Origin of the sequence: Polyangium sorediatum, assembly GCF_029946465.1 — a bacterium.
Lineage (GTDB): Bacteria > Myxococcota_A > Polyangia > Polyangiales > Polyangiaceae > Polyangium > Polyangium fumosum.
Genome location: NZ_JARZHI010000017.1, coordinates 1 through 22,014 on the forward strand (window position 1 = coordinate 1; position 22,014 = coordinate 22,014).

General features: G+C 70.1%; 16 protein-coding genes. 12 read left to right on the forward strand and 4 right to left on the reverse strand.

From position 1 onward, the window contains the following. On the forward strand, positions 1-949 hold a 949-nt coding region (locus QHF89_RS20245; RefSeq protein WP_284720719.1), incomplete at its 5' end, for an SMP-30/gluconolactonase/LRE family protein. A gap of 6 nt (positions 950-955) precedes the next feature. On the opposite strand, the gene QHF89_RS20250 is transcribed toward QHF89_RS20245, so the two are convergent. Beyond that, positions 956-2,800: an OPT family oligopeptide transporter gene (locus QHF89_RS20250; protein ID WP_136966568.1), complete on the reverse strand. Its 1,845-nt coding sequence runs from the start codon at positions 2,798-2,800 to the stop codon at positions 956-958. Between the two features lie 142 nt (positions 2,801-2,942). Between QHF89_RS20250 and QHF89_RS20255 the strand changes: the two genes are divergently transcribed. The 4 genes from QHF89_RS20255 to QHF89_RS20270 all read left to right on the forward strand — a co-directional run bounded on the left by QHF89_RS20255 (position 2,943) and on the right by QHF89_RS20270 (position 10,537). Continuing rightward, on the forward strand, positions 2,943-3,581 hold the full coding sequence (locus QHF89_RS20255; RefSeq protein WP_284720720.1) for a hypothetical protein: 639 nt from the start codon (positions 2,943-2,945) through the stop codon (positions 3,579-3,581). Between the two features lie 55 nt (positions 3,582-3,636). Further along, the gene (locus tag QHF89_RS20260) at positions 3,637-5,268 is read left to right on the forward strand and encodes a vWA domain-containing protein (RefSeq protein ID WP_136966567.1); all 1,632 of its coding nucleotides are present in this window, start codon (positions 3,637-3,639) and stop codon (positions 5,266-5,268) included. 196 nt (positions 5,269-5,464) lie between these two features. Then, positions 5,465-9,403 carry a protein kinase domain-containing protein gene (locus tag QHF89_RS20265; RefSeq protein ID WP_136966566.1) on the forward strand — a complete coding sequence of 1,313 codons (3,939 nt, stop codon included), beginning with the start codon at positions 5,465-5,467 and terminating at the stop codon, positions 9,401-9,403. 69 nt (positions 9,404-9,472) lie between these two features. Further along, entirely contained in the window at positions 9,473-10,537 is a 1,065-nt protein-coding gene (locus QHF89_RS20270) for a hypothetical protein (protein ID WP_136966565.1), read from the forward strand. Between the two features lie 12 nt (positions 10,538-10,549). On the opposite strand, the gene QHF89_RS20275 is transcribed toward QHF89_RS20270, so the two are convergent. Next, complete coding sequence (locus tag QHF89_RS20275) at positions 10,550-11,860, reverse strand: hypothetical protein (RefSeq protein ID WP_136966564.1); 1,311 nt, start codon at positions 11,858-11,860, stop codon at positions 10,550-10,552. Positions 11,861-12,075: 215 nt separating this feature from the next. On the opposite strand from QHF89_RS20275, the gene QHF89_RS20280 reads away from it, so the two are divergent. The 6 genes from QHF89_RS20280 (at position 12,076) to QHF89_RS20305 (ending at position 17,729) form a co-directional block, all read left to right on the forward strand. Further along, positions 12,076-13,050 carry a DUF5050 domain-containing protein gene (locus QHF89_RS20280; RefSeq protein ID WP_284720721.1) on the forward strand — a complete coding sequence of 325 codons (975 nt, stop codon included), beginning with the start codon at positions 12,076-12,078 and terminating at the stop codon, positions 13,048-13,050. Positions 13,051-13,230: 180 nt separating this feature from the next. Beyond that, entirely contained in the window at positions 13,231-14,640 is a 1,410-nt protein-coding gene (locus QHF89_RS20285) for an FHA and sigma-54 interaction domain-containing protein (protein WP_136966562.1), read from the forward strand. Between the two features lie 484 nt (positions 14,641-15,124). After that, positions 15,125-15,841 (forward strand): hypothetical protein, encoded by a 717-nt coding sequence (locus tag QHF89_RS20290; RefSeq protein WP_136966561.1) that lies wholly within the window; start codon positions 15,125-15,127, stop codon positions 15,839-15,841. Between the two features lie 149 nt (positions 15,842-15,990). Continuing rightward, a complete protein-coding gene (locus tag QHF89_RS20295; RefSeq protein ID WP_136966560.1) occupies positions 15,991-16,482 on the forward strand; it encodes a flavin reductase family protein in 492 nt (163 codons plus the stop codon). Between the two features lie 147 nt (positions 16,483-16,629). Then, entirely contained in the window at positions 16,630-17,526 is an 897-nt protein-coding gene (locus QHF89_RS20300) for a universal stress protein (protein ID WP_136966559.1), read from the forward strand. 80 nt (positions 17,527-17,606) lie between these two features. Next, entirely contained in the window at positions 17,607-17,729 is a 123-nt protein-coding gene (locus tag QHF89_RS20305; RefSeq protein WP_269749836.1) for a hypothetical protein, read from the forward strand. A 58-nt stretch (positions 17,730-17,787) separates the two neighbouring features. On the opposite strand, the gene QHF89_RS20310 is transcribed toward QHF89_RS20305, so the two are convergent. Further along, the gene (locus QHF89_RS20310) at positions 17,788-18,627 is read right to left on the reverse strand and encodes a hypothetical protein (RefSeq protein ID WP_136966558.1); all 840 of its coding nucleotides are present in this window, start codon (positions 18,625-18,627) and stop codon (positions 17,788-17,790) included. 203 nt (positions 18,628-18,830) lie between these two features. Here QHF89_RS20310 and QHF89_RS20315 point away from each other — a divergent pair, with 203 nt between their 5' ends. Continuing rightward, entirely contained in the window at positions 18,831-20,471 is a 1,641-nt protein-coding gene (locus QHF89_RS20315; protein ID WP_136966557.1) for an ATP-binding protein, read from the forward strand. 3 nt (positions 20,472-20,474) lie between these two features. Here QHF89_RS20315 and QHF89_RS20320 read toward each other — a convergent pair whose 3' ends face one another. Continuing rightward, a complete protein-coding gene (locus QHF89_RS20320; protein ID WP_136926919.1) occupies positions 20,475-21,695 on the reverse strand; it encodes a beta/alpha barrel domain-containing protein in 1,221 nt (406 codons plus the stop codon). Positions 21,696-22,014: the final 319 nt, after the last annotated feature.

Consider the following 22,014-nt stretch of genomic DNA (forward strand, 5'->3'; position numbering starts at 1 on the left):
GGGCGGCACCGGGGGCACCGGCGGAATGGGCGGGGCCGGCGGCACCGGCGGCACCGGCGGCGACGGCGGCATGGGCGGGGCCGGCGGCATGGGCGGGGCCGGCGGCGGCGGCGGCGGGGTGGAGGTCGACCCGCTCGTCGGCGTCGGGACCGTCGAGCAGGTCCAGGGCAACTTCATGTTCACGGAGGGGCCGCAATGGAACCCCGCCACGAAGACGCTCCTCTTCACCGACATCCCCGCGAATCGCATCTACGAGCACACGCCGGGCGGCGCGATCGACGTCTTCCGTGAGCCCAGCGCCAACACGAATGGCCTCGCCCTCGACCAAAACGGCCTCCTCATCGCCTGCGAGCACAGCGGCCGGCGCGTCTCGCGCACGCTCGCGAATGGCACGCTCGCGAGCATCGCCGATACATACGACGGCAAGAAGCTGAACAGCCCGAACGACGTCATCGTGCATTCGAATGGCACCGTGTATTTCACGGATCCGCCCTACGGCCTTCCGGACCCCGGCCAGAGCGAGCTTGGCTTCTTCGGCGTCTTCCGCGTCACGCCCGGCGGCGAGGTCACGCTCGTCGCCGACGACATGCAGCGGCCGAATGGCATTGCGCTCTCGCCCGACGAGAAGACGCTTTACGTCGCCGACACCGCCACCAGCGAGCTGCGCGCCTGGCCGGTGAACGCCGACGGCTCGCTCGGGGCCGGGAGCAAGCTCGTGAGCACGAGCCAGGGCCCCGACGGAATGGCCGTCGACGCGAAGGGCAACCTCTTCGTCACCACGTCGGCCGGCGTCGAGGTGTACAGCCCCGCGGGCAAGCTTTATGGCGCCATTGTGGTCCCCCAGCAGCCCGCGAACTGCGCGTTTGGCGGCGACGACAAGAAGACGCTCTACATCACGGCGCGGACCGCCCTGTACCGCGTGACGCTCCAGGGCGCCGGCCTCTACTGATTCGCCTCACATTCGCTGCGCCGCCCAGATCGCCACCGCCACGCCCATCACGCTCTCGCCGGCGACGAACCCCGAGGCCGTCGCCGTCGTGTAAAGCGCGTCCTTCTTGGGGAACTTCCAGGCCAGAATCGCGGCAACCGCGCCCCCCACGAAAAGCGTAAAACTCGTCGACGCCGGCAGGATGAACGCGAGCCCGATGCCCAGCGGCGACGGCACCCAAGGGGCGAGGCGCTTCGGCCCGAGCTCGCCCACGATCGTGCAAACCACGGCGACGCCCGCCGCGATGGCCATGATCATGGGCGTCTGCGGCGGCAGGCCGGCGAAGCCTTGCTTCAGGAACTCGGCTGCGCCTTTGAACATCTGCACGCCCGGGGCGGGGTATTTCGTGCCGAGCAGCTCCAGCGGGAAGGCCTTGGCGAAGATCAGCGCCGTGACGAACCCGCCCGTCACGACCCCGAAGAGCTGCGCGAGGAGCTGCTTTTGCGGCGACGCGCCGAGGAGCCGGCCCGTCTTCAGGTCCTGCATCATGTCGCCGCAGCTATTGGCCCCCGCGTTCGTCAGCCCCGCCGCCATCAGGCTGGCCTGTGTATGGCCGCCCGTGAGCACGGCGAAGAGGAACTGCGTCATCATCGCCATCGGGCCGATCGGATTCACGTCCGTCTCGCCCATCGTCCGTGTCCCCACGAGCGCGAGCGCGCCCGCGAGCACGATGGCCGCGAGCGTCGTGCCCGGGTGCATGCCGAGGACGAGCCATTGCGTCCCGATCGCCAGGATCACCGCCGCGACGAGGCCCCCCACGAACCAGCGCCGTGGCACCTCCACGTCCTCGCGCACCACCTCGCCCGGCGCCTTCGCACCCATGGCCCCGAGCGACCGCACCGACGCCGCGATCGACCCTCCTTTGAGCGCAAACGACACGAGCCCGCCCACCACGAGCATCACGACGCCCGGCCAAACGGTAAAACCGACCGCGTTGCTATAAATCATCGGCGCCGGCGTCGGCGTCACGATGCCGCGCCCGAGGGCCCACGGGACGACGCCTGTCCAGCAGAGCGCCGCGCCCACGGCCATCCACGCCGTCGTGCGCAGCCCGACCAGCGCCCCCGAGCCGAGCGTCATGAGCGACACGTCGAGCCCCAGCGTGAGCCGCGCCAAGCTCACTCCGCCGAGGCTCGCGAACGCGAACGGCACCGTATCCGGGACGATCCCGAGGCCCCCGCGCGTGAGAGCGAGCACCGCGCCGAGCCCCGTCGCCCAGAGCAATGCGCGCGCTTTCTGGGCCCCGCCTTCGCCCTCTCCGTGCAGCGCGAGTGTCGTCTGGGCTGCGGCGATCCCCGAAGGAAACTTCAGGTTTTCACGGTTGATCATCTGCCGCTTGAGCGGGATGGCGAAGAGCACGCCGAGCAGCGCGGCGGTGACGACCCACGCCGTGATCTCCAGCAGCGAGAGCCGCCGGCCTGTCACGATCATGAGCGCCGGCACGGCCGTCACCATGCCGGCGCCGGCCATCGCGGCCGCGGCCGAGGCGGCCGTCTGCATGGTGTTGTTCTCCAGCACCGAGAACGCGGGCCCGGACACGACCCCGCGCCAGAACCGGAACAGGAGCCACCCCGAGAGCGCCGCGGTGATCGAGGCGCCGTACGTGATGCCGATCGTGAACCCCGTGTAGAGGTTCGCGGCGGACAGCACCGAGCCGATCACGCACCCGAACACCACCGCGCGCAGCGTGAATTGCCGCTCCATGGGCCGGTAGACCTGCGCATACCACGCTTCGTCCGTGACCTGCCCGTGCACGTCCGCGGGCTCCTCGCCGTGCGGTTCGTTCGTGACGTCTGCTGGCAGGCTCGACATGGATGCATCGTCCCAGCGGGAGAGGGTCGAGGTCAAGGCGCGCAAGGGTCCGCCCGAAGTACAACTGTTTCATCGTGATTTTCCGTGCGGACGTCCTAGACTCTCGAACATGCTTGGAAATCGAAGAGTTTCGTTCACTTCCATGTTTCTGGTCCTCGCCCTCGCCGCGTGCGGGGGACAAACGTCGGGCGGCGGCGACGGCGGTGCCGGGGGAAGCGGCGGCAACGGTGGCGCCGGCGGCGGCGGCAACGGCGGCGCCGGGGGCGGCGGTAACGGGGGCGGCGGCGGCAATGCGGCCTGCGACATCGGCGGCTCCTCGACGCTCCCCGGCGTCTCGGTCGAGTTCGTCACGACCGATTGCACGTACACCGTCGCCGAGGCCGCGGCTGGCATCAAGATCGATTACAAAATCGTCGCGGCATCCGAGGTCGCGAACGTCTATCCCGGGTCGCAGAGTAGCTGCGGGCAGCCGGACGAGAGCGGCCTCATTCCTCTCGCGGTCCTCTCCGGCGACGACCAGAAGTATTGCCTCTGCGACGTCGGCATCTGCCCCGCCCCGGGCGACGTGCCGAACCCCGTCCCTGCGGGCACCTATCCCGGCTCGTTCACGTGGGACGGGGTCAACTGGAACGGCCCCAGCGACTTCGGCGCCCCGAAAGGCGAGCCCTTCCCGCCCGGCGATTATACGCTCAGCGTGAGCGCCATTGGCGAGTATGACGAGGCCGGCGCGAAGAAACCCTTCAAGGTCGAAGGCACGTTCGTCCTGCACCTCGTGCCCTGAGCCGAAAGATCGAGGCGGCCGGGAACTTCCGGCCGCCTCCGCGCTCGGATCGGGCATGTCGATCCGCCGGCTCGCCCCCGCCCTCCTCCTCGTCCTCGCGGCTTGCGCCAAAGCCACGCCCGGCCCCGAGGCCGCCTCGCCCGCGGCGCCTGCGCCGAAGACCCTCGCCAAGACCCCACCCCCGCCCGTCGACGAGCCCCTCACGCCCCCCGTCGTCCAGAGCGACGCGCCTGCGTCCGTCGCCGTCGCACCCGCTCCCGTCCCCGACGAGCCCCTCGCGCCGCCCGTCGATACCCGTTCTGCCGACCCCCTCATCGCAAAAGGGTCGATGTGGGGGGACGCCGGCGGGGACAAGAAAGGGTCCGGCGGCCTGGGTTTGTCAGGGATCGGCGAGGGCGGCGGCGGGCGCGGGGAGGGCATTGGGCTCGGCTCCATCGGCGTGATTGGACGCGGGGCCGGCGTGGGCTCGGGCGCGGGCTTTGGATCGGGCCATGGTAGGCTCGCCGGCTCGCCCCGCGCGCCGGCGGGCGTGCGCGTGGGGCCGGGCGGCCTCGGCGCGGCCGCGCAATCGCAGGGCGGCGTGCGCACGGGCGAATGGGACGACAACGCGAACTACCGCGAATTCGCCCGCTGGCTCGGCAAGGAGCGCGCCCCGGGCGCCGCGACGATGGACCTCTCCGCGCGCCGCTTCCTCGTCGTGCGGGACAGCGCGGGCAAACCCGTCCCGAGCTGCCCCATCGAGGTGCGTGACGCCGCGGGGACGACGCTCTCGCTCCGCACGACCGCGAATGGCCGCGCCCTTCTGTTTCCGCGCGCCGAGGGCTTGAAGGGCCCGGACCTCGTGGCCACGGCGCGCTGCCAGGGCGAATCCGTCGCGAAGACGACCACGCTCTCCCCGGGCGACGGCGTCGTCGACCTCGCCCTTTCCGGCACGCGTGTCCTGCCCGAGGCGCAGACCATCGACGTGGCCTTCGTCCTCGACACGACGGGTTCGATGTCCGAGGAAATCCACGCGCTGCGCGACACGCTCGAAAAGGTGGCCGGCGCGCTCTCCAAAATGAACGTCCGCCCGCGCGTGGGCCTCGTCGAGTACCGCGACCGCAGCGACGAATATGTGACCCGCATGCACCAGATGACCACGGACGTCACCGGCCTCCAGGCCCGGATCGCCACCCTCAGCGCGGGCGGCGGCGGCGACACGCCGGAGCACGTGAACGAGGCGCTCCGCGTCGCCGTGCGTGGCCTCCGTTTCCGGCCCGAATCGCTGGCGCGCCTCGTCTTTTTGATCGGCGACGCGCCCCCGCACCTCGATTACGCGCAGGACGAGGGGTATGCCGGCGCGATGAAGGAAGCGAGCCACGCAGGCGTGCAGGTCTATTCGATCGCGGCTTCGGGCATGGATACCCTCGGGCAGGTGGTCTTCCGGCAAATTGCGCAATACACCGGCGGAACGCACATGTTCGTCCTGCGCGGCGGCGCGGGGCCGGAGTCGGTGGGCGGCGGCGATCCGCGCGCGAGCTGCGGCGGCACGCACACCGATTACACGAGCGGAAACCTCGACGCGCTCATCCTGGGAAAGGTGCAGGGAGCGATCGCGGCGAGGGACGCGGATCCGATGCGAATCGCCGGCCTGAACCAGGACGAGAAGGACCGGCCCTGTGATCAGCGGATCGTGATGGCGCGGTGAGTCGCGCGCCAGCACACCTGTGTCCATGTAGCAAGAAAATTCGACCTATCGCGAATCGTCCCACGGCGTCGAGGCATGTCCTCGACCCGTGTACACGACGGCACGATCGGCATATTCTCTCCTCGATGCAGGGTTCGGTTTTTCCGGGCCCCCGCGCTCGCGCGCGCGGATGCCGCGTCCTTGAACTGGAGGGAACGTGCCGCTCTCGAAAGGGTCCTTCATCGCGGGTCGTTTCACGATCGAGGATCTCGCGGGGAAGGGTGGGATGGGCGAAGTGTACCGCGCCCGGGATGGGGTCACCGGCGCGGAGGTCGCCCTCAAGGTCCTGAACGAGCAGACGGATGGATTCGAGGCGCTCGAGCGCTTCGCGCGGGAGGCGAGGCTGCTCGCGGAGCTCGATCATCCCGGGATCGTCTCGTATCTCTCGCATGGCCAGGCAGAGGACGGCCGGGCCTTTCTCGCCATGGAGTGGCTCGCGGGGCAGGACCTCGGCCAGCGGCTCACGCGCGGGCCCCTCGCGCTGAGGGATTGCTTGACCCTCGCGAAGTGCGCCGCCGACGCGCTCGCCGCCGCGCACCGCCGCGGCATCGTGCACCGCGACATCAAGCCGACCAACATGTTTCTGCGGGACGACAGGCTCGACCGCGTCACGCTCCTCGATTTCGGCATTGCGCGCCAGGCCTTCGCCACGACGGGCATCACCGGCACGGGGTTCATCATGGGCACGCCGGGCTACATGGCCCCGGAGCAAGCGCGCGGCGATTTCGATATCGGGCCGAGCGTGGACGTCTTCTCCCTCGGATGCGTGCTCTTCGAGTGTTTGACCGGAAAACCCCCGTTTGTCGCCCGCGACCCGATCGCCCTCCTCGCCAAGGTCCTCTTCGAGGACGTGCCCGCGGTCGAATCGATCCGCCCCGATACCCCCCCGGAGCTCGCGGCGCTGCTCGCGCGGATGCTCGACAAGAATGCACTCGCGCGGCCGGCCGACGCGGTCGTGCTGCACGAGGAGCTCGCCGCCCTCGTGCTGCCTCCGTCCGGGGACACGTCGTCGCCGCAGGCATCAAACGCCTCGATTCCCGGCGCGGCGCTCAGCGGCGAAGCCATGCAATTGCTTTGCGTCGTCGTGGCGGTCCCGGGCGACGCGCAGGCGCTCAGGGACGCACCGGCACACGCGGGGACGGAGCGCTCGCCGGGCCTCGCGCGGACAGCCCTGCGCGCCCGGCTGATCGGCCTCGGCGTGCGCGTCGAGTGGCTCGCCGACGGCTCGCTCGCCGTTGTCGTGCCCCCGTCGCAAAGCGCGATCGACCAGGCCACGCAAGGCGCGCGTTGCGCGCTCGTGATCAAGGAGGCGTGGCCCGAGGCGCGCGTCGCGCTCACCACGGGCCGTGGCCTGTTCAAGAATCGCCTCCCCGTCGGCGAGGCGATCGACCGCGCGGTCTCGCTGCTCCACGCGCGAATCGAGAAGGAGCGCGCCGCGCCCTCGCCTGCGGAGACCCTGGGCGTCTTGATCGACGAGCTGAGCGCGAAGCTCCTCGAGAGCCGCTTCAGCATCGAGTCGACCGGCGTCCGCTGGCGATTGCACAGCGAGCGCGCGGGCGGCGTCGACGCGTCCCGCCCTTTGCTCGGCAAGCCCACGCCCTGCGTCGGGCGTGAGCAGGAGTTGGCCATTCTCGGCGCGACGATCGACGGATGTATCGACAATGCGGAGCCGCGCGTCGTCGTCGTCATCTCGCCTCCCGGCGTCGGAAAGAGCCGCCTGAAGCACGAGCTTTTGCGCCGGCTCCGCGCGCGCTCGCTCGACCTCGAGCTCATCGAGGCGCGCGGCACGCCGATGAGCTCGGGTTCGCCGTATGGGATGTTCGTCGACGTGCTTCGCGGGCTCTCCGACATGTGCGTCGGCGACCCCATGCCCTTGCAAGAGGAGAAGCTTCGGGCGCGCGTGGGCAGGCGCCTGCCGCCCGAGGACGCGGGGCGCGTCGCCGAATTCCTCGCCGTCTCGTGCGGGCTCACCGTCGAGGAGCCGAGCGCCGCGCTCCTCGCGGCGCAGAGCGACCCGAAGCTCATGAGCGAGAAGATCCAGGAGGCGTTTTTGCGCTTTTTCCGCGCGGAGTGCGCGGCGCGCCCCTGCCTCCTCGTGCTCGAAGATCTGCACTGGAGTGATCCCGCGTCGGTCCGGCTGGTCGACGCCGCCCTCGGCGAGCTCAAGGAGCTACCCTTTTGCGTGCTCGCCTTCGCGCGCCCCGAGGTGACCTCCATTTTCCCGAAGTTATGGGAGCGACGGTCGATCCAGCAGATACGCCTCGCGGCGCTCGGAAAAAAGGCGGCCGAGCGGCTGGTCGCCGCGGTGCTCGGCGCGGACGTCCGTGGGAGCGTGGTGGCGCGGATCGTCGAGCAGGCCGCGGGCAATGCGCTGTTCTTGGAAGAACTCATTCGTGCCGCCGCCGAAGGCAAATCCGAAGAGCATCCGGACACCGTCCTCGCGATGCTGCAGGCGAGGCTCTCCTGCCTCGACCCGGCGATCCGGCGGGTGCTCTGCGCCGCGAGCGTCTTCGGACAAACCTTCTGGCGGGGCGGCGTGTCCACCCTGCTCGGCGAGGAGCGGAGCGCCCAGCAGACGGATGGCTGGCTTTCCGAGATCGTCCAGGCGGAGCTTGTCGAGAAGCAGCCCACGAGCCGCTTCGCCGGAGAGGTCGAGTATCGTTTTCGTCACGCGCTCCTGCGCGACGCGACGTACGACCTGCTCGCCAAGGACGACCGGACGCTCGGTCATCGGCTCGCGCTCTCGTACCTGGAGCGCGCCGGGGAAAACGAGCCGGTCGTGCTGGCCGCGCATGCGCATCGCGGCGGGGACATGGAGCGGGCGACGCACCATTATCTCCGCGCGGCCGAGCAATCCTACCAGAGGGACGATCACGACGGGCTCTGGAGCTCGGTCGAACGGGGGCTCGCGTGCGGCGCGAGCGGGGCGGTGCGCGGGCAGCTCCTCGCCTTGAAGCTCGAGGTGTGCTTCTGGCGCGAGGGCTGGGAGGCCCAATCTCGCTTGGGCAGGGAGGCGCTCGAGCTCTTGCCGCGCGGCAGCGTCCCCTGGTGCAGGGTGCTGAGCTTCCTCGCCCATGCGCTCCCCAACAGGGATATGGGGGAGGAAATGACCGTGCTCGAAAGCGCGATCTGGGGCACGGACCCCGAGCCTGGCGCCGAGGCGAGTTATTGCCAGGCGGCGTCGATGATCTTCCACATGCTCACGATGATGGGTCGACTCGAGCGAGCGCTCCGCGTGCGCGTGCGGCTCGACGCCTTCGCCCCGCGCGTACCGGAGAGCGCCCTGTACGAGCTCGGCTACGTCTACAATGGTCGATCCACGTTCGAGTATTTCCTGGGGGACGATCCCTACCTGGCCTACGCGGATTCGATCCGCATGGAGGCGGCGTTCGCAGGCGCGTCGGCCCGGCGCTGGCAGAGGATCGGGCAGATTGTCCTCGGCATTGGGCTCTCGGCGATCGGCGCGGCCGAGGAGGGAGAGAAGGAGCTACGCGAGGTCATTCGGCGCGGGCTCGACGCGAACGATCCATGGTCGGTGACCCTCGCGCGGCTGTATCTGGCGCGCCTGCTCGCGGAGCGATGCGAGCCGGATCAGCGAGAAGAGATCATCGCCATGGCGAGGCAGCTCATCGAGCTTCAGGGCACCAATGGCGTCGTGGGGCCGGCGTATGGCGCGCTCTCGCGGGGGCTCCTCGCCGAGGGGCGCCTCGCCGAGGCATGGGAGGCGACCGAGAGCGCGCTCGCGCGAATGGAAGACTTCCGCTGCTGGCGACCGGAGGTCCACCGGACCCGCATCGAAATCCGTCTCCGCGAGGGCGACCCCGAAGCGATCCGAAGCGCCGCGGAGGCAGGACTCCGCTGCATCACGCACCTCGGCGGCTGCGTCGGCCATTCCGAGATTCCGCTGCGCCTGGTCATCGCGGAGGCGCTCGCCGCGGCCGGCGACATGGAGGCGGCGCGCCAGGCGCTCGAGGCCACGTTGTGGGTCCTCGAGCGGCGCGCCGCCAAGATTGAGGACGCCGCCTTCAAGGCCCGTTATCTCGCGGTCCCGGAGCACGTCCGCGCGAGGGAGCTCGGCCGCGGTTGGCTTTCGTGAAGGGCAGCGCCCGGCGATCGCTACCTTTGGCTTGACACACCACGCCCGAAGCGGGACAACGCGCCCGTCATGTCCGCTCGAACCATCCTCCTCTCGACATTCTTGTGGATTGCGGGCTGCGGCGGCGCGCCCGCGGTCGTTGCGTCGGCCGCGTCCGAGACGACGGACGGCGCGAAGGCGACGAGCACGTCCTCTGCATGGGTGAAGGATTCGCCCTTCGCGGGGCAAGCCCCGCCGCAGGGCGCCGTGGATTCCGTGGCGCTCGCGGACGGGTCGTTCGTGGTGGCGCTGTCGTATGCTTCCGAGGCCGAGCCGTTCGTCCTGTTATCGGGGAAGAAGGGCGCGCTGTCGAAGAGCAAGGCGCCCTGGACCTGCGCAGGCGGGCCGGCGGAGATCGACGCGAGCGGGACGTCGTTATGGGTTCATTGCATGGGCCCCGAGGAGCCTGCGCGTATCCATTTCTGGCACAGCGCCGATCTCGGAAAGACCTGGACGCGCGTCGGAGCCCTCGACGGGGCCATTGCGCTGGGCTCGTACGCGATGGCCGGCGACAAGATGTTCGTCACCGGGAGGTTCGAAGGTCAAAAGGCGCGCCTGCACGTTGTGTCGCGCGGAAGGGATGGCAAGTTCTCCCGGAGCACCGCCAAGGAGACCCTCGGCTGGCCCGCGGACGTGCAGCCGACCCTCGCGGCGTCGGCCGACGGCAGCACGATTGCGCTTCTTGGCCTCGGCAAGCCCGGCGAGCTCTCGGTCGCGGCGTCGACGGATGGTGGGGCCACCGTTCATTCCGTCTGGAAAGGCGTCTCGGAATCGACGTCGCCGCCGTCGAGCGCTTCGATCGAAAAAGGGGTGCTCACGTTCCTGATGCAGCGAGACAGCGGGCCGGTGGGCATGGGCGTGATTGACCTCGCCGATGCGAAGCAGAGGAGGATGTCGCCGTTCCCTTCCGCGACGGAAGATGCCTGCGTGCATGGCCCCCACGTCGTGGCGCGGCTCGAGGGCGGCGATTGGGTGATTTCCAAGGATGCCGGCGCGTCGTTCACGAACCTCGCGGCGCCGCAGGCCGAGGAGATGGCCGCCCTGGAGTGCTCGCCGCGCGGGGCGCGGTATGGATCGCAGCTCCTTGGGTGGTGACGCGCCTCCGCTTCACTGGCACACGCCATAAGCGGCGCACACACCCGAGACGCAGGCGAGCCCGTACGCGCACGGGCAAGCCTCGCCTGGGCTTCCCCACTTCACGCAAAGGCTCTTCGTCGGATCGGTGATGTCGAACTCCGTGCAGCGGGCGCCTGCGGCGCAGGCGGCGAGGGGCGTGCAAGGCTCGCCGGGCTGGGGATAGGGCCGGCACGCGCCGTCCTGACAACCGCTGCCGGGCGAGCATTCCTGGTGGCAGTAGAGCCCCTGCTCGCACCTGATCTTGGGCAAGCTCGTGTTCGTGCAGGCGGCGCCTTCCGGCAGGTACGTGGGCGCCGTGCATACCCCGCTCTCGTCGCAAAGGAGGTCCGCGCGGCAAAAGCCCACCGCGCAGCTTTCGCCCTCGGTGAGCCCGGTGGGCCTCGGCGCGCAGGTGCCGCCATTGCACCAGGACGAGGCGCACATGGCGTCGTCCGAGCAGCCCGCGCCATCGGCCGCGAGCGTCGTACAGACCCCTCCCCTGCAGGAGAGCTCGCCCGCGCAGTAGGTGTTCACGTCACATGACGCGCCGGCCTGGCCGCGGGGGGCGCATGTGCCCCAGGATGGCCCGGAATCGGTGGGCTTGCAGTACAGCGTCAACTGGCACTCGATTCCGTGCGAGGTGCATTCCTCTCCCAGCTTCTTGCCGGGGGGCTGGCATGTCCCTTCCTGGCAGCTACCCTCGACGCAGAGGTCTGTCGCCGCCGTGCAACTTTCGCCGTTTGCGCGGGCGCGTTTGCAGACGCCGCAGGTCTCGAAGACGCTGTGGTCGCAATGGCCGCTCTCGCATTGCACGTTGGCAAAACACACCTCGCCCAGCGGGAACGAGCCCTTCTTGTCGTGTTCGGGATAGAGCAGGTTGCCACCGTAGCCGACGCACAAGGGGAACACGCCGCCGCCCAGGCAGGGCGAGGCATCCATCTGGTCGGCGCAGGCCTTGATGTCCAGGGACGTGAGGGTGACGCCCGGCGACGTGGCGATGCCGGCGCACGTGTCGACATAGGCCTGCTCGTCGTCGGCGGAGAGCTGCACGCTGGGGCCGGTGCAGCGCTCGGCGAACGCGACGCGCCGGAGGAAGAGGTCATGGCAGGCCGTGACGACGTCGGGCGGTATTTCGGCGGAACCGCAGGGCCGGACGACGAGGGCCTGACAGGCAGCGTCGATGTTGGGCGGTATTTCGGCAGAGCCGCAGCCGAAGAGCAGGAGGGCGAAGACGCCGGCGACGGAGCCCCCGCGTCGCCAGCAGGGACGAGCCCGCGGAGGCTTGCGTGTGTCGTTCTTCATGGTCCTCGAGCCTACCGCAAAAACGATCCTCCGAACGGCCATGATTGCAGCGGAAGGGCCGTCGCTCCGGCGGATCGAGAATGCCCTTTCGCCAGGCTCGTGAACCCCCATTCACAGTCGGATCGTTCTCCACGGAACCGCCCGCATGTTCCACGGAGCGGATTGTTGGCACGCCGCATGCTCGGCGCCCGCCGGCTTTCTTTCAGGAGGATCCCATGCGTATCATTTCGTGGATGCTGGTGTCTCTGCTCATCGCCGGGTGCAGCGACGCGGTGACGAACGATCCCTCGAATCCGAACGCCGGGCCTGGCGGGTGCCCTCTGGTCACGTTCAACGAGGGCGTGGACGAGAGCGGGACGAACGGTATCGTCGCGGATGCGAGCGGCGTCTACTGGACCCGCGCGGACTCGGTGTGGCGAGCGGATCCCGGCGGCGCCTCGCCGAGGCGCATTGCGCAAGGGTTCACCGAGGCGTACACGCTGGCGATGGACGACGAAGCGCTCTACGTTGTGGACTATGCCGAAAGGCTCGTCCGGATGAACAAGGACGGGGGCGCGACGGCGGTCCTCGCGCAGGATTCGATCGGCGCGGTCGCGGTGGATGAGGACAGCGTCTATTTCGTGTCGACGGCGGGCCTCTTCCGGACACCCAAGGACATCTCCAAGATCGAATCCCTCGCGCCGATCTCGAGCGTGGGTTCCATCGCGGTCGACGACACGCACGTCTACGTGCGCACCCTCGGCAACGTGGAGGATCCCTCGGGCCACATCGTGCGCGTGCCCAAGGCAGGAGGCGCGATCGAGGAGATCACGCCCCCGACCACGGTGGCATACCACTATTTCGCCCAGGAGCTCGCGGTGGACGGGACGAACGTCTACTGGGTCGAGCCCTCGGCCGGTACGCTGATGAAGGTCCCGAAGGAGGGGGGCACGCCGGTCGTGCTGGCCAAGGACCTCGCCGATCCCGTCAGCCTCACGCTGGACGGCGATAGCGTCTACGTCACGCTGCGCGGCAAGGATGGCGGCTCGCTCGACGAACGTGGCGTCCTTCGTGTACCCAAGGAGGGAGGCGACGTGGCGGATGTGGCGCGTGGCCCGCAGATAAGTGCGTTCGACGTGGCGGTGGATGCCGAGCACGTGTACTGGACCGCCCGCGTGGTGAGCGCAGGCGTCACTGCGAGCTGCAAATGACGATAGGATCGATCCGGAGGGCTTCCTCGCGAAGCCGGTGAACCCGAGCTCGGCCGAGACGATCGCTGTGAGTGTGAGGAAGAGGCGCACCACCCCATAGGCCCATGCGACCGGCGCGGAAAAACCTTGTCGAGCGCGCTTGTGCCGCCGAACGAGCATCGCCTAGAATGCGCCCCGCCCATGGCCCACTCCCTGGCCACCACCGACAACGAGTTCGAATCCGCGTCGCCTTCGGTGACCTTCGGCGTCCTCGTCTTCGTCCTCCGTTACGAGGACCTCTGCGCGGCGAACTCCGTGGCTTTGCCTCCGCTCACGCACGACGGGGCCGGCTTCGAAATCGGGCGCGCCTCCGAGGTCCGGCCGCCTGCAATGGAAGGAAAAACCTTTCTCCTGCCCGACCGCTCCGTCTCACGCGTGCACGCCCGCGTGGTGCGTCGTGACGGCAAGGACCTCCTGGAGGACGCCGGGAGCAAGTTTGGCACGTTCGTCCGCGGCGAGCGCATTCAGGGGCCCGTCCGCCTCGCCGACGGCGACGTCGTGGAGATGGGTCAGTCGCTCTTCGTGTATCGGCGGGTCGACGAGCCAACGGCCGTTCGCATGATCACCCATCCCGCGGGGTTCGTGTTTGGCCCGACGCGCACCCTTTGCCCCGAGCTCATGAGCCTCGCGCGCGACCTCGATCCCCTTTCGCGCTCCGATCAGCCGATCCTCGTGCTCGCCGAGACCGGCGCCGGCAAGGAGATCGTCGCGCGGTACGTGCATGACAAGAGCGGCCGCGCGGGCCCCTTCGTCGCCGTCGATTGCGGCGCCATCCCCGAGCACCTCGTCGAGGGCGAGCTCTTCGGCCATCGCCGCGGCGCGTTCAGCGGCGCGCACGAGGAGCGCAAGGGCCGCATTCGCAGCGCGGAGGGGGGCACGGTGTTCCTCGACGAGATCGGCAACCTGCCCGGGAGCGCGCAGGCGAGCCTGCTCCGTGCCATTCAAGAGAACGAGGTGACGCCGGTGGGGGCCGATCGGGGGCAAACGGTGGACGTGCGGTGGATCGCCGCGACGAACGTGGACGTCTTCTCCGAGAGGAGCGTCTTTCGCGCGGATCTGAGGGAGAGGCTCGCCGGGTACGTCGCCATGCTCCCGCCGCTTCGAAAGCGCCGTGAGGACCTCGGTTTTCTGGTCGCGCACCTGCTCCAGCGGCGGGGCGTCGAGCGCGCGTCGATCACGAAGCCGGCGGCGCGCGCGCTCTTCTTTGGCGACCTGCCGGGCAACGTGCGCGAGATCGAGCGCTCCCTCGGGAGCGCGTCCCTGCTCATGGGCGACGGGCCGATCGACCTGCAGCACCTGAGCGCCCTGCGGGCGCGCGCGGCGAGCGAGAAGAAGGAGCCGGCATCGGAGCCGCCGGGCGTCGAGGCGGTGGACGAGGCGCGGCGCAACAAGGCACGCCCGCCGCGGGAGATGATCGAGGCGGCGCTCTTCCGGGCGAAAGGATCCCTGGTGGAGGCGGCGCGTCTGCTCGGGGTGCACGAGCGGCAACTCGCGCGGTGGATGGATGCTTTCGGGATCCCGCGGCCACGGAAGGGCCCTGCCGGCGGGTGAGGTGATGTCCCGCGAGGGCGGGATGGTTCCCCGGAAGGGCACAGCCGCTCGCGCGAAGGGCACAGCCGCTCGCGCGAAGGGCACAGCCGCTCGCGCGAAGGGCACAGCCGCTCGCGCCAACGGCACAGAGGCTCGCGCGAAGGGCACAGTCGCTCGCACGAAGGGCACAGCCGCTCGCACGAAGGGCACAGCCGCTCGCGCGAAGGGCACAGCCGCTCGCGCGAAGGACACAGCCGCTCGCGTCGACGGCACGGTGGCTCCCCGCCCTGCCGCGTAACGTGTCCGGACAAATCCGGACACTTCTGGACAAATCCGGACAAATTTCCCCCGCGCGGTCGCGTCCCGCCCGGCCCCCGAGCCGCGCTCGACGCTTTTCCGCTGGGATTTGCCGCGTCCGTAGCCGCGCCGCCGGTTGGCATTCCCCGTGCAACCACGCGGGCCGACCCGACGCTGCATCATTTCCCGCGTCGAGGGAGGAATCCTCATGAATACGGATCTGAACGTGAAGGACACGCTGCCCCGAAAGAACTTCTCCTCCATCAGCCAGCTCGGCCTCAAGGCCTTGAACCTCGCGCTCGCGCACGCCGACGCGCTCGGCCCGCGGCTGTCGCCGGGATTGGTCGAGGGCCTTCTCGCCGATGTCGAGAAGCTCGGCGACGTCATCCCTGGCGCCAAGCAGGCGCGGAGCGAGTCGATCGCCGCCACGAGCACGCAAAACGCGGCGCTCGCAGAGGGGCACGCGCGTGTGCGGCAGGTCCGCGCCGCCGTCCGCCGCGCCAAGGCGTCCGTCGACGTGAAGCACGGATATGGGATCGGGCAGCGAATAAGGTCGCGTGTCGTGTCCGACGTGAAAGCCGCGATCCAGCAGATCCTCGATCGCGCCAAGGACAAGCCGGCCGAGGCCAAGTCCCTCGGCATCGTCCAAAAAGACCTCGACGGCCTCGCGCTCGCGCTCGCTGCGATCACGGATGCCGATACGAAGCAGGATCAGAGCCGCGCGAGCGCCCCGCTCACGACGCAGCAGCGGAATCGGATCGGCAACCGGATCCTCGCCGCGGTCGCGCGGATCGAGGGCGCAGGGCGGCTCGAGTTCGCGAACGACGAGACGAAACGCGCGAGCTTCGAGGCGCTCGGCGCAGGGCCGAGGGGACGGCGAAACGTGGACGCAGCGAGCAGCACGACGGAAGGGGCGTCGGGATGAAGGCGGCGTAACCGTCGTCCTCGCCTCGCTCGCAATAACGCCGTGACCGACCGCCGGGCCTGCGGAGGAATCCATGCCTTCCGGACAGGCCCGGCCTCGCCCCCGAACCGCCTCGCCACCTGGCAAGAACCACCCTACAGTGCAGCGCGATGGCCATCGACGGCATCGAGCTTCGTAGGGTCCTCGGGCAGTTCGCGACCGGCGTCACGGTCGTCACCACCCGCCTCGAGGGCGTGCCGCAGGGCATGACCGCGAACTCCTTCACGTCCGTCTCCCTCGATCCGCCGCTCGTCCTCTTCTGCGCCGACAAACGCGCCCGCTCCGGCATGCTCGTCGGCGCGGCCGGCTGCTTCGCCATCAACGTCCTCGCCGAGGAGCAACGCCACCTCTCGGACCTCTTCGCCGGCCGGGGCTCCGACGAGCAGCGCAGGGCCCTGCTCGACGAGATCGGGCAAGACGCCGTCACGGGCGCGCCCGTCCTGCCCGGCGCCCTCGGCTGGCTCGATTGCCGCCTCGAACGTGCCATCGACGCCGGCGATCACGTCGTCTACTTCGGCGAGGTCGTCGCCGCCGGCGGCGGCGAGCCGGCCGCGCCCTTGCTTTACTTCCGCAGCAGCTACCGCCGCCTCGGCCCGCTCTGACCGCCCGCGCACCGTCGTGGTCGCACCCGTTTGTCCGTGGTGAACGTCGCGCGCCGTCATCGTGCGACCTTGTCGACCTGGAAAGGTGGCCGTTGAACAGCGCCGCCTGACCCTCTAAGGTACCCGCGAATCCCGCAAGGAGAGCGCATGGCCCTGGGTGACGTGGTCTTGGTGGCGACCGACCTGAGCGACTCCGCCGACGAGGCGATCAGGCTCGGACACGAGTACGCACAGCGGGCGGGCGGCAAGTTCGTCGTCTGTCACGTCGTGCATGAGGTGCTGCGCTCCGCGCCCCTCTTCCCGCAGGCGATCCAGGCGGACATGGAGGCCCTGATCCACGCCGAGAGCCGCGCCGCCGCCGCGGTCGAGGATCGCGTCCGGGACCTCACCGGCCGCCCCAGCAGCGGCTTCGAGGTCCGCATCGAGAGCGGCGGCGCCGACGCCGCGATCCTCCGCGTCGCCGAGGACGTCAGCGCCACGCTCGTCGTCACCGGCAGCCGCGGCCTCACCGGCATCGCCCGGCTCCTGCTCGGCAACGTCGCCGAGCGGATCGTGCGGTACGCGCATTGTCCCGTGCTCGTCGCGCGCCCGCACGCGCGGTCGAAGAAGATCCTCGCCGCGACCGATCTCTCCGAGCTCTCGCAGCCCGGCGTCGCGCTCGCGGGTCAGGTCGCCGCGGAGCAGGGCGCCGCGCTCACCGTGGTGCACGCGCTCGACGTCCTGCCGGCGCCGGCGCTCGGCTTCACCGTGCCCTTCGGCGGCGCGCCCATCATTCCTCCGCCCGAGCTCATCGAGCAGATGCGCGTCGGCGCAGACGGCGTGGTCGGGGGCATGATCGACCGGCTCGGGATCAAGGCCGATCGTCGCGTGAGCGAGGGAGACGCCGCCACGGTCGTGATCCGGACCGCCGAGGAGCTCAACGTGGAGCTCGTCGTGGTCTCGACCCACGGCCGCACCGGCCTCGCGCGCGTGGCGCTCGGCAGCGTGGCCGAGAAGGTCGTGCGGGGCGTCCAATGCTCCGTCCTCGTTGCGCGCTCGCACTGACGTCCGCGGTTGACGCGGCGCCGCGCCAGTGTCACGGAAGCACCGGCGCCGGCGCCCGCCGGCCGCGTTTGGGAGGCATCATGGCGACCGATTCATCGAACGAGAAGGCCCCGACCGAGGACTGGAGCGTCCCCATGCTCCTCGGGCTCGCGGTCGTGGTCCTCGGCGGCTTCTTCGTGTTCATCAACACGATCTCGCCCTGAAAGGCCGGGTCTCCCCGCGCGCCGGGGAGACCTCCTTCCGCCTTTCCGGGCAGGGCCGTCACTTCAAGAAGAACCCGACCGACAGCTCCGCGTTCCAGCGGATGTCGCCGATGATCCCGACTTCGCCGGCGGCCTGCGCGAAGAACCACTTCCGCACGTGCGCCCGGGCGCCTGCGCGCGCCGAGAACGCGAAGCTCACCGCCCCGTAATCGGCCTTGTAGCCGTCGATCGCGAGTTCGGTGTCCACCCAGTGGACGCCGCCGAGCAGGTCCGCGAAGAGCGCGACCTTCGTCCACGCGTACTCGCCGCCGATGCCGAACCGCAGCTCCTTCGCGGACAACGACTGCACCGTCACCTTCCGCTGCGTGCCGCTCACGTCGTAGAGCGCCGTCGAGTCGCTCACCTTGTAGGTCGGGAACGGCACGTCGAAGCCCACCGTCATCCGGATGTGGCTCATCACGAGGCGCAGGTCGTAACGGAGCCCGAGCACCGTCGCGTTGTCGAAGGGCGGCATGACGAAGGGCGCGACGAGCCCGCCGCCGCCGATCCCCTCGGCCGCGCCCTCCTCGAACTTGAAGGACGTCTTGGAGTAGGACCGCTGCCCCGCGAGGAAGCCCATCGTGAACTCGAAATGGTCTCCGTTGGCCCAGCCATCGGACTCCGGCTCCTCGTACGGCGGGGGCGGGGGCGGCGGCGCGGGGTGCTCCGGCACCTGGAGCGGCTGTTGCGGCGGCAGGCTCGGGGGCGGCGCGGCCACCTCCATCGGGTCGGCCTTCTTTTCGCCCGGCGGCAGCGGCTCGGGCGAGGACTCCGCCTGGGCGAGCGCGAGGGCGGGCGCGGCGAGGCCGACGAGGGCGAACGTGGCGAAGGACAGGGCGAACGTAGAAAAGCGGCGCATACGGAGCGGTTCCTTCCGGGGCGCATCGTAGCCGAGTTTTCGAAACCGAAACACCGTCGCGGGAGAGGGCGGTGAGGCCGCCCATGCAGGAAGCGTCCCATGCCGGGTCGCCAAACGATTGCGCTTTTCTGCGAGAGGCGCATTGACTCGTTGCGCCGGGTGCTCGATCATCAAAAGCCGCCTACGAAACGGGAGGGACCTCGATGATCCAGCAAGACCCATGGACGCGGCCCGCGGACGCGGCGCCGGAAGGACATGGCGCGCTGGAGGCGGAGGAGCGGTTCCACGACCTCCTAGAGCGCCTGCCGGCGGCGGCCTATACCTGCGATGCCCAGGGGCGCATCACGTTCTTCAATCGGCCCGCCGAGAAGGTCTGGGGGCGCGCTCCGAAGCTCCGCCACGAACAGGATCGGTTTTGCGGCGCGCTCCGCCTGTTCACCCCCGAAGGAGAGCCCATCCCCCACGACCGGTGCTGGATGGCGAGGGCGCTGGAGACGGGCGCGGCGCACAACGGCCTCGAGATCGTCATCGAGCAGCCCTCCGGCGAGCTCGTCGTGGCGCTCGCGCACGCCAATCCGCTCCGCGATCGTCAGGGCAATGTCACGGGCGCCGTCAATGTCCTGGTCGACATCACCGACCAAAAACGCGCCGAGCAGGAGCGCCGCGACCTCGAAGCGCAGGTGCTCCACGCGCAAAAGCTGGAGAGCCTCGGCGTCCTCGCGGGCGGCATCGCCCACGATTTCAACAATCTGCTCACCGTCATCACCGCGCAGGCGAGCCTGGCCCTCGGCGAGGTGTCGTTTCCCTCGCCGCTCGCCGCGATGCTGCAGGAAATCTCGATCGCGGCCGAGCGCGCCGCCGACCTCGCCCGGCAAATGCTGGCCTATTCCGGTCGGGGGACGTTCGTGACCCAGCACGTCCGGCTCGATACCGTCGTCCGGGAAATGGCCGTCCTCCTGCGGACGATCGTATCGAAGGGCGCGACGCTGGAGCTCGATCTGTCGCGCGCGTGCGTCGACGGGGACGCGACCCATTTGCGGCAGGTCGTGATGAACCTCATCACGAATGCATCGGACGCGCTCGCAGGCAAACCCGGCGTCATCCGGCTCCGCGCCGGCGTGCAAAAGCTCTCGGCGCCGCGGTCCTCGGCCTGCATGACCGAGCCGCTTCCGCCCGGCGATTATGCCGTGGTGGAGGTCGAGGACTCCGGCGAGGGGATGAGCGAATCGGTCCTCGCCCGGATCTTCGATCCGTTTTTCACGACGAAGGTCGGGGGCCGGGGCCTCGGCCTCGCCGCCGTGCTCGGCATCGTCCGGGCACATCGAGGCCTCGTCGACGTGACGAGCCGGCCGGGGAAGGGGACGGCGTTCACCTTGTTCCTGCCGATCGCCGTCGAGCACGTGTCGATCTTGCCCGGCGCGAGCGACGAGGCTTTTTCGAGCTGCCACTGCTCGCACGGCACGATCCTCGTGGTCGACGACGAAGACGCCGTGCGTCGCGTCGCGCACCGCGTGCTCGAGCGCGCCGGCTACCGCGTCCTCGTCGCCACCGACGGCCGCGAAGGGGAGCGCATGTTCCACGAGCATCGCGGCGAGATCGGCGCCGTCATCGCCGATCTGACGATGGGCGAGATCGGCGGGATCGAGCTCATCCGCGCGCTCCGCGGGATCGACCCCGCGCTGCCCGTGCTGCTCATGAGCGGCTACAGCAGCGAGGACTCGGCCCCGCTCTCGTGTCTCGGCGTGCCGTTCCTCGCGAAGCCGTTCACCGCGAACATGCTCGTCACGGCCGTGCGCGAGGCGCTCGCGGGCCCAGGCGGGTGCGCCGGGATCTCGGCGGCGTAGGCCTCACCCCTTTCGGAAAGGCACGTTCGCGCGCGCCCGCGCCGCCGCCTCGCGCTGCGCGGTGACCGCCGCCGACTCCTCCACGCGGTAGGACGCCGGGGCGCGCAGGTACGTCACCGCCTCGGGCAAGGTCGCGCGCGCCGCGATCGATCGATCCCGCCCGAGCGACGGCGCCTCCGGCCGCTCGAGCGCGCGGCCCTGCCGCACCCGAGGCCGCGAGAGAGGCGTGAGCGTCGTCGCCCCGAGATCCTGCGGCGAGCGCATCCGCTCCGCCATCAGGTGCACGACGTCCGCGACGAGCCGCCCCGCGTTGTCCGTGTACCGCACGACCATCTTCCGACCCGGCCGCGGCGCCGCCTCGTCGCCGAGGTCCGCGGGCGGCACGCCCCACGCGCCGCCCTGCTCCAGCGCCACGAGCTCGCACCGCATCGGCAGCGCCCGCGCCTCCGCGTCGTCGAGCCCCCGCGCGATCCACCCGCCCGCGCGCCGCCCCCGCCGCTTCGCTTCGAGCAGCATCGCCTCCTCGTCGTCGCCCGCGCCGAGGTCGGCGAGGTCGTCCGTGTCGAGCGCGCCCCAGCCGTCGACCACGGTCGTCTCCAGCGAGGGCCCCGTCGGGCCGAGCACGAGCCCGGGGCTCGCGCGGAAGGGCACGCCGAGCGCCATCGCCGCGATCACGTTGGTCGTCGCGCTCGCCCCGCCCACGTACGCCGCGCGCGCGACCCGCATCGAGGCCTCGGCCCCGGCCGCATGCGCGCTCGACCCGTCGATCACGGGATCGCCCGCGGCGGCGAGGTGCAGCCGCGCCGTGCGGGTGGCGATCGCCGTCGCGCGCCGGGCCGCTGCGCGCAGGAGCGAGGCGAGCAGCGAGGCTTCGAGGAAGGGCCCTTCCACCGTGGCGATCGGCGCGCCGGGGAAGGCGAGGGTGCCGTCGGGGACCGCGTCGAGATCGATGGCGGGCACGAGGTGGGCGAGCCGCTGCGCGAGCGCGTCCGAGAAGCCGACGAGGCTCTGCGCGGCAGCGACGGCGGCGGGATCGATGAGCGGCCGACCGAAGAGCTCGAGGGAGCTCTCGAGCCCGGAGACCACGAGGAAGCCCGTGTGGGGCGGCGCGGCGCGGAACGAGAGCTCGAAGCTCGCCCGGCGATCCGCGAGCTTGGCGGAGAGCAGGCGATCTGCGTCGAGCAGCGCGCGGCCATCGAGGAGCAGGGGGCTGTGGTGCGGCATCTCTCCACAAGGCAGGGCTCGTCCGTCCTTGTCAACCGCCGCGATGCAGGACACGTGGGGGGACGTCCCTGGAGCGCGCCACGCAAGGAAGCGTCGTGCTCGCCTGGGTTCCATCCTCGTGCGACGCCCTACCTTGATCCACGGCGGACCTGAAAGGCTGCAATCCATGTGCCTTTCAAAACTGCAAGGATCGCCCGGGCGAGCACATACAAGGTGACGAAGATTCGTCATTCTGGGGTTGGCCCATAGGTTGCTCTATCTACGGGCAGAGCGCCTGCTCCGGTCCCCCCCCCCGCCGTCGAGTAGGCGCTCTGCTTTT

What these genes read in the sequence shown, in the direction of transcription:
- QHF89_RS20290 (WP_136966561.1), top strand. Translation starts at nt 15,125, where the DNA reads ATGAATACGGATCTGAACGTGAAGGACACGCTGCCCCGAAAGAACTTC.
- QHF89_RS20260 (WP_136966567.1), top strand. Translation starts at nt 3,637, where the DNA reads ATGTCGATCCGCCGGCTCGCCCCCGCCCTCCTCCTCGTCCTCGCGGCT.
- QHF89_RS20250 (WP_136966568.1), bottom strand. Translation starts at nt 2,800, where the DNA reads ATGTCGAGCCTGCCAGCAGACGTCACGAACGAACCGCACGGCGAGGAG.
- QHF89_RS20255 (WP_284720720.1), top strand. Translation starts at nt 2,943, where the DNA reads ATGTTTCTGGTCCTCGCCCTCGCCGCGTGCGGGGGACAAACGTCGGGC.
- QHF89_RS20300 (WP_136966559.1), top strand. Translation starts at nt 16,630, where the DNA reads ATGGCCCTGGGTGACGTGGTCTTGGTGGCGACCGACCTGAGCGACTCC.
- QHF89_RS20320 (WP_136926919.1), bottom strand. Translation starts at nt 21,695, where the DNA reads ATGCCGCACCACAGCCCCCTGCTCCTCGATGGCCGCGCGCTGCTCGAC.
- QHF89_RS20285 (WP_136966562.1), top strand. Translation starts at nt 13,231, where the DNA reads ATGGCCCACTCCCTGGCCACCACCGACAACGAGTTCGAATCCGCGTCG.
- QHF89_RS20305 (WP_269749836.1), top strand. Translation starts at nt 17,607, where the DNA reads ATGGCGACCGATTCATCGAACGAGAAGGCCCCGACCGAGGACTGGAGC.
- QHF89_RS20310 (WP_136966558.1), bottom strand. Translation starts at nt 18,627, where the DNA reads ATGCGCCGCTTTTCTACGTTCGCCCTGTCCTTCGCCACGTTCGCCCTC.
- QHF89_RS20315 (WP_136966557.1), top strand. Translation starts at nt 18,831, where the DNA reads ATGATCCAGCAAGACCCATGGACGCGGCCCGCGGACGCGGCGCCGGAA.
- QHF89_RS20270 (WP_136966565.1), top strand. Translation starts at nt 9,473, where the DNA reads ATGTCCGCTCGAACCATCCTCCTCTCGACATTCTTGTGGATTGCGGGC.
- QHF89_RS20280 (WP_284720721.1), top strand. Translation starts at nt 12,076, where the DNA reads ATGCGTATCATTTCGTGGATGCTGGTGTCTCTGCTCATCGCCGGGTGC.
- QHF89_RS20295 (WP_136966560.1), top strand. Translation starts at nt 15,991, where the DNA reads ATGGCCATCGACGGCATCGAGCTTCGTAGGGTCCTCGGGCAGTTCGCG.
- QHF89_RS20275 (WP_136966564.1), bottom strand. Translation starts at nt 11,860, where the DNA reads ATGAAGAACGACACACGCAAGCCTCCGCGGGCTCGTCCCTGCTGGCGA.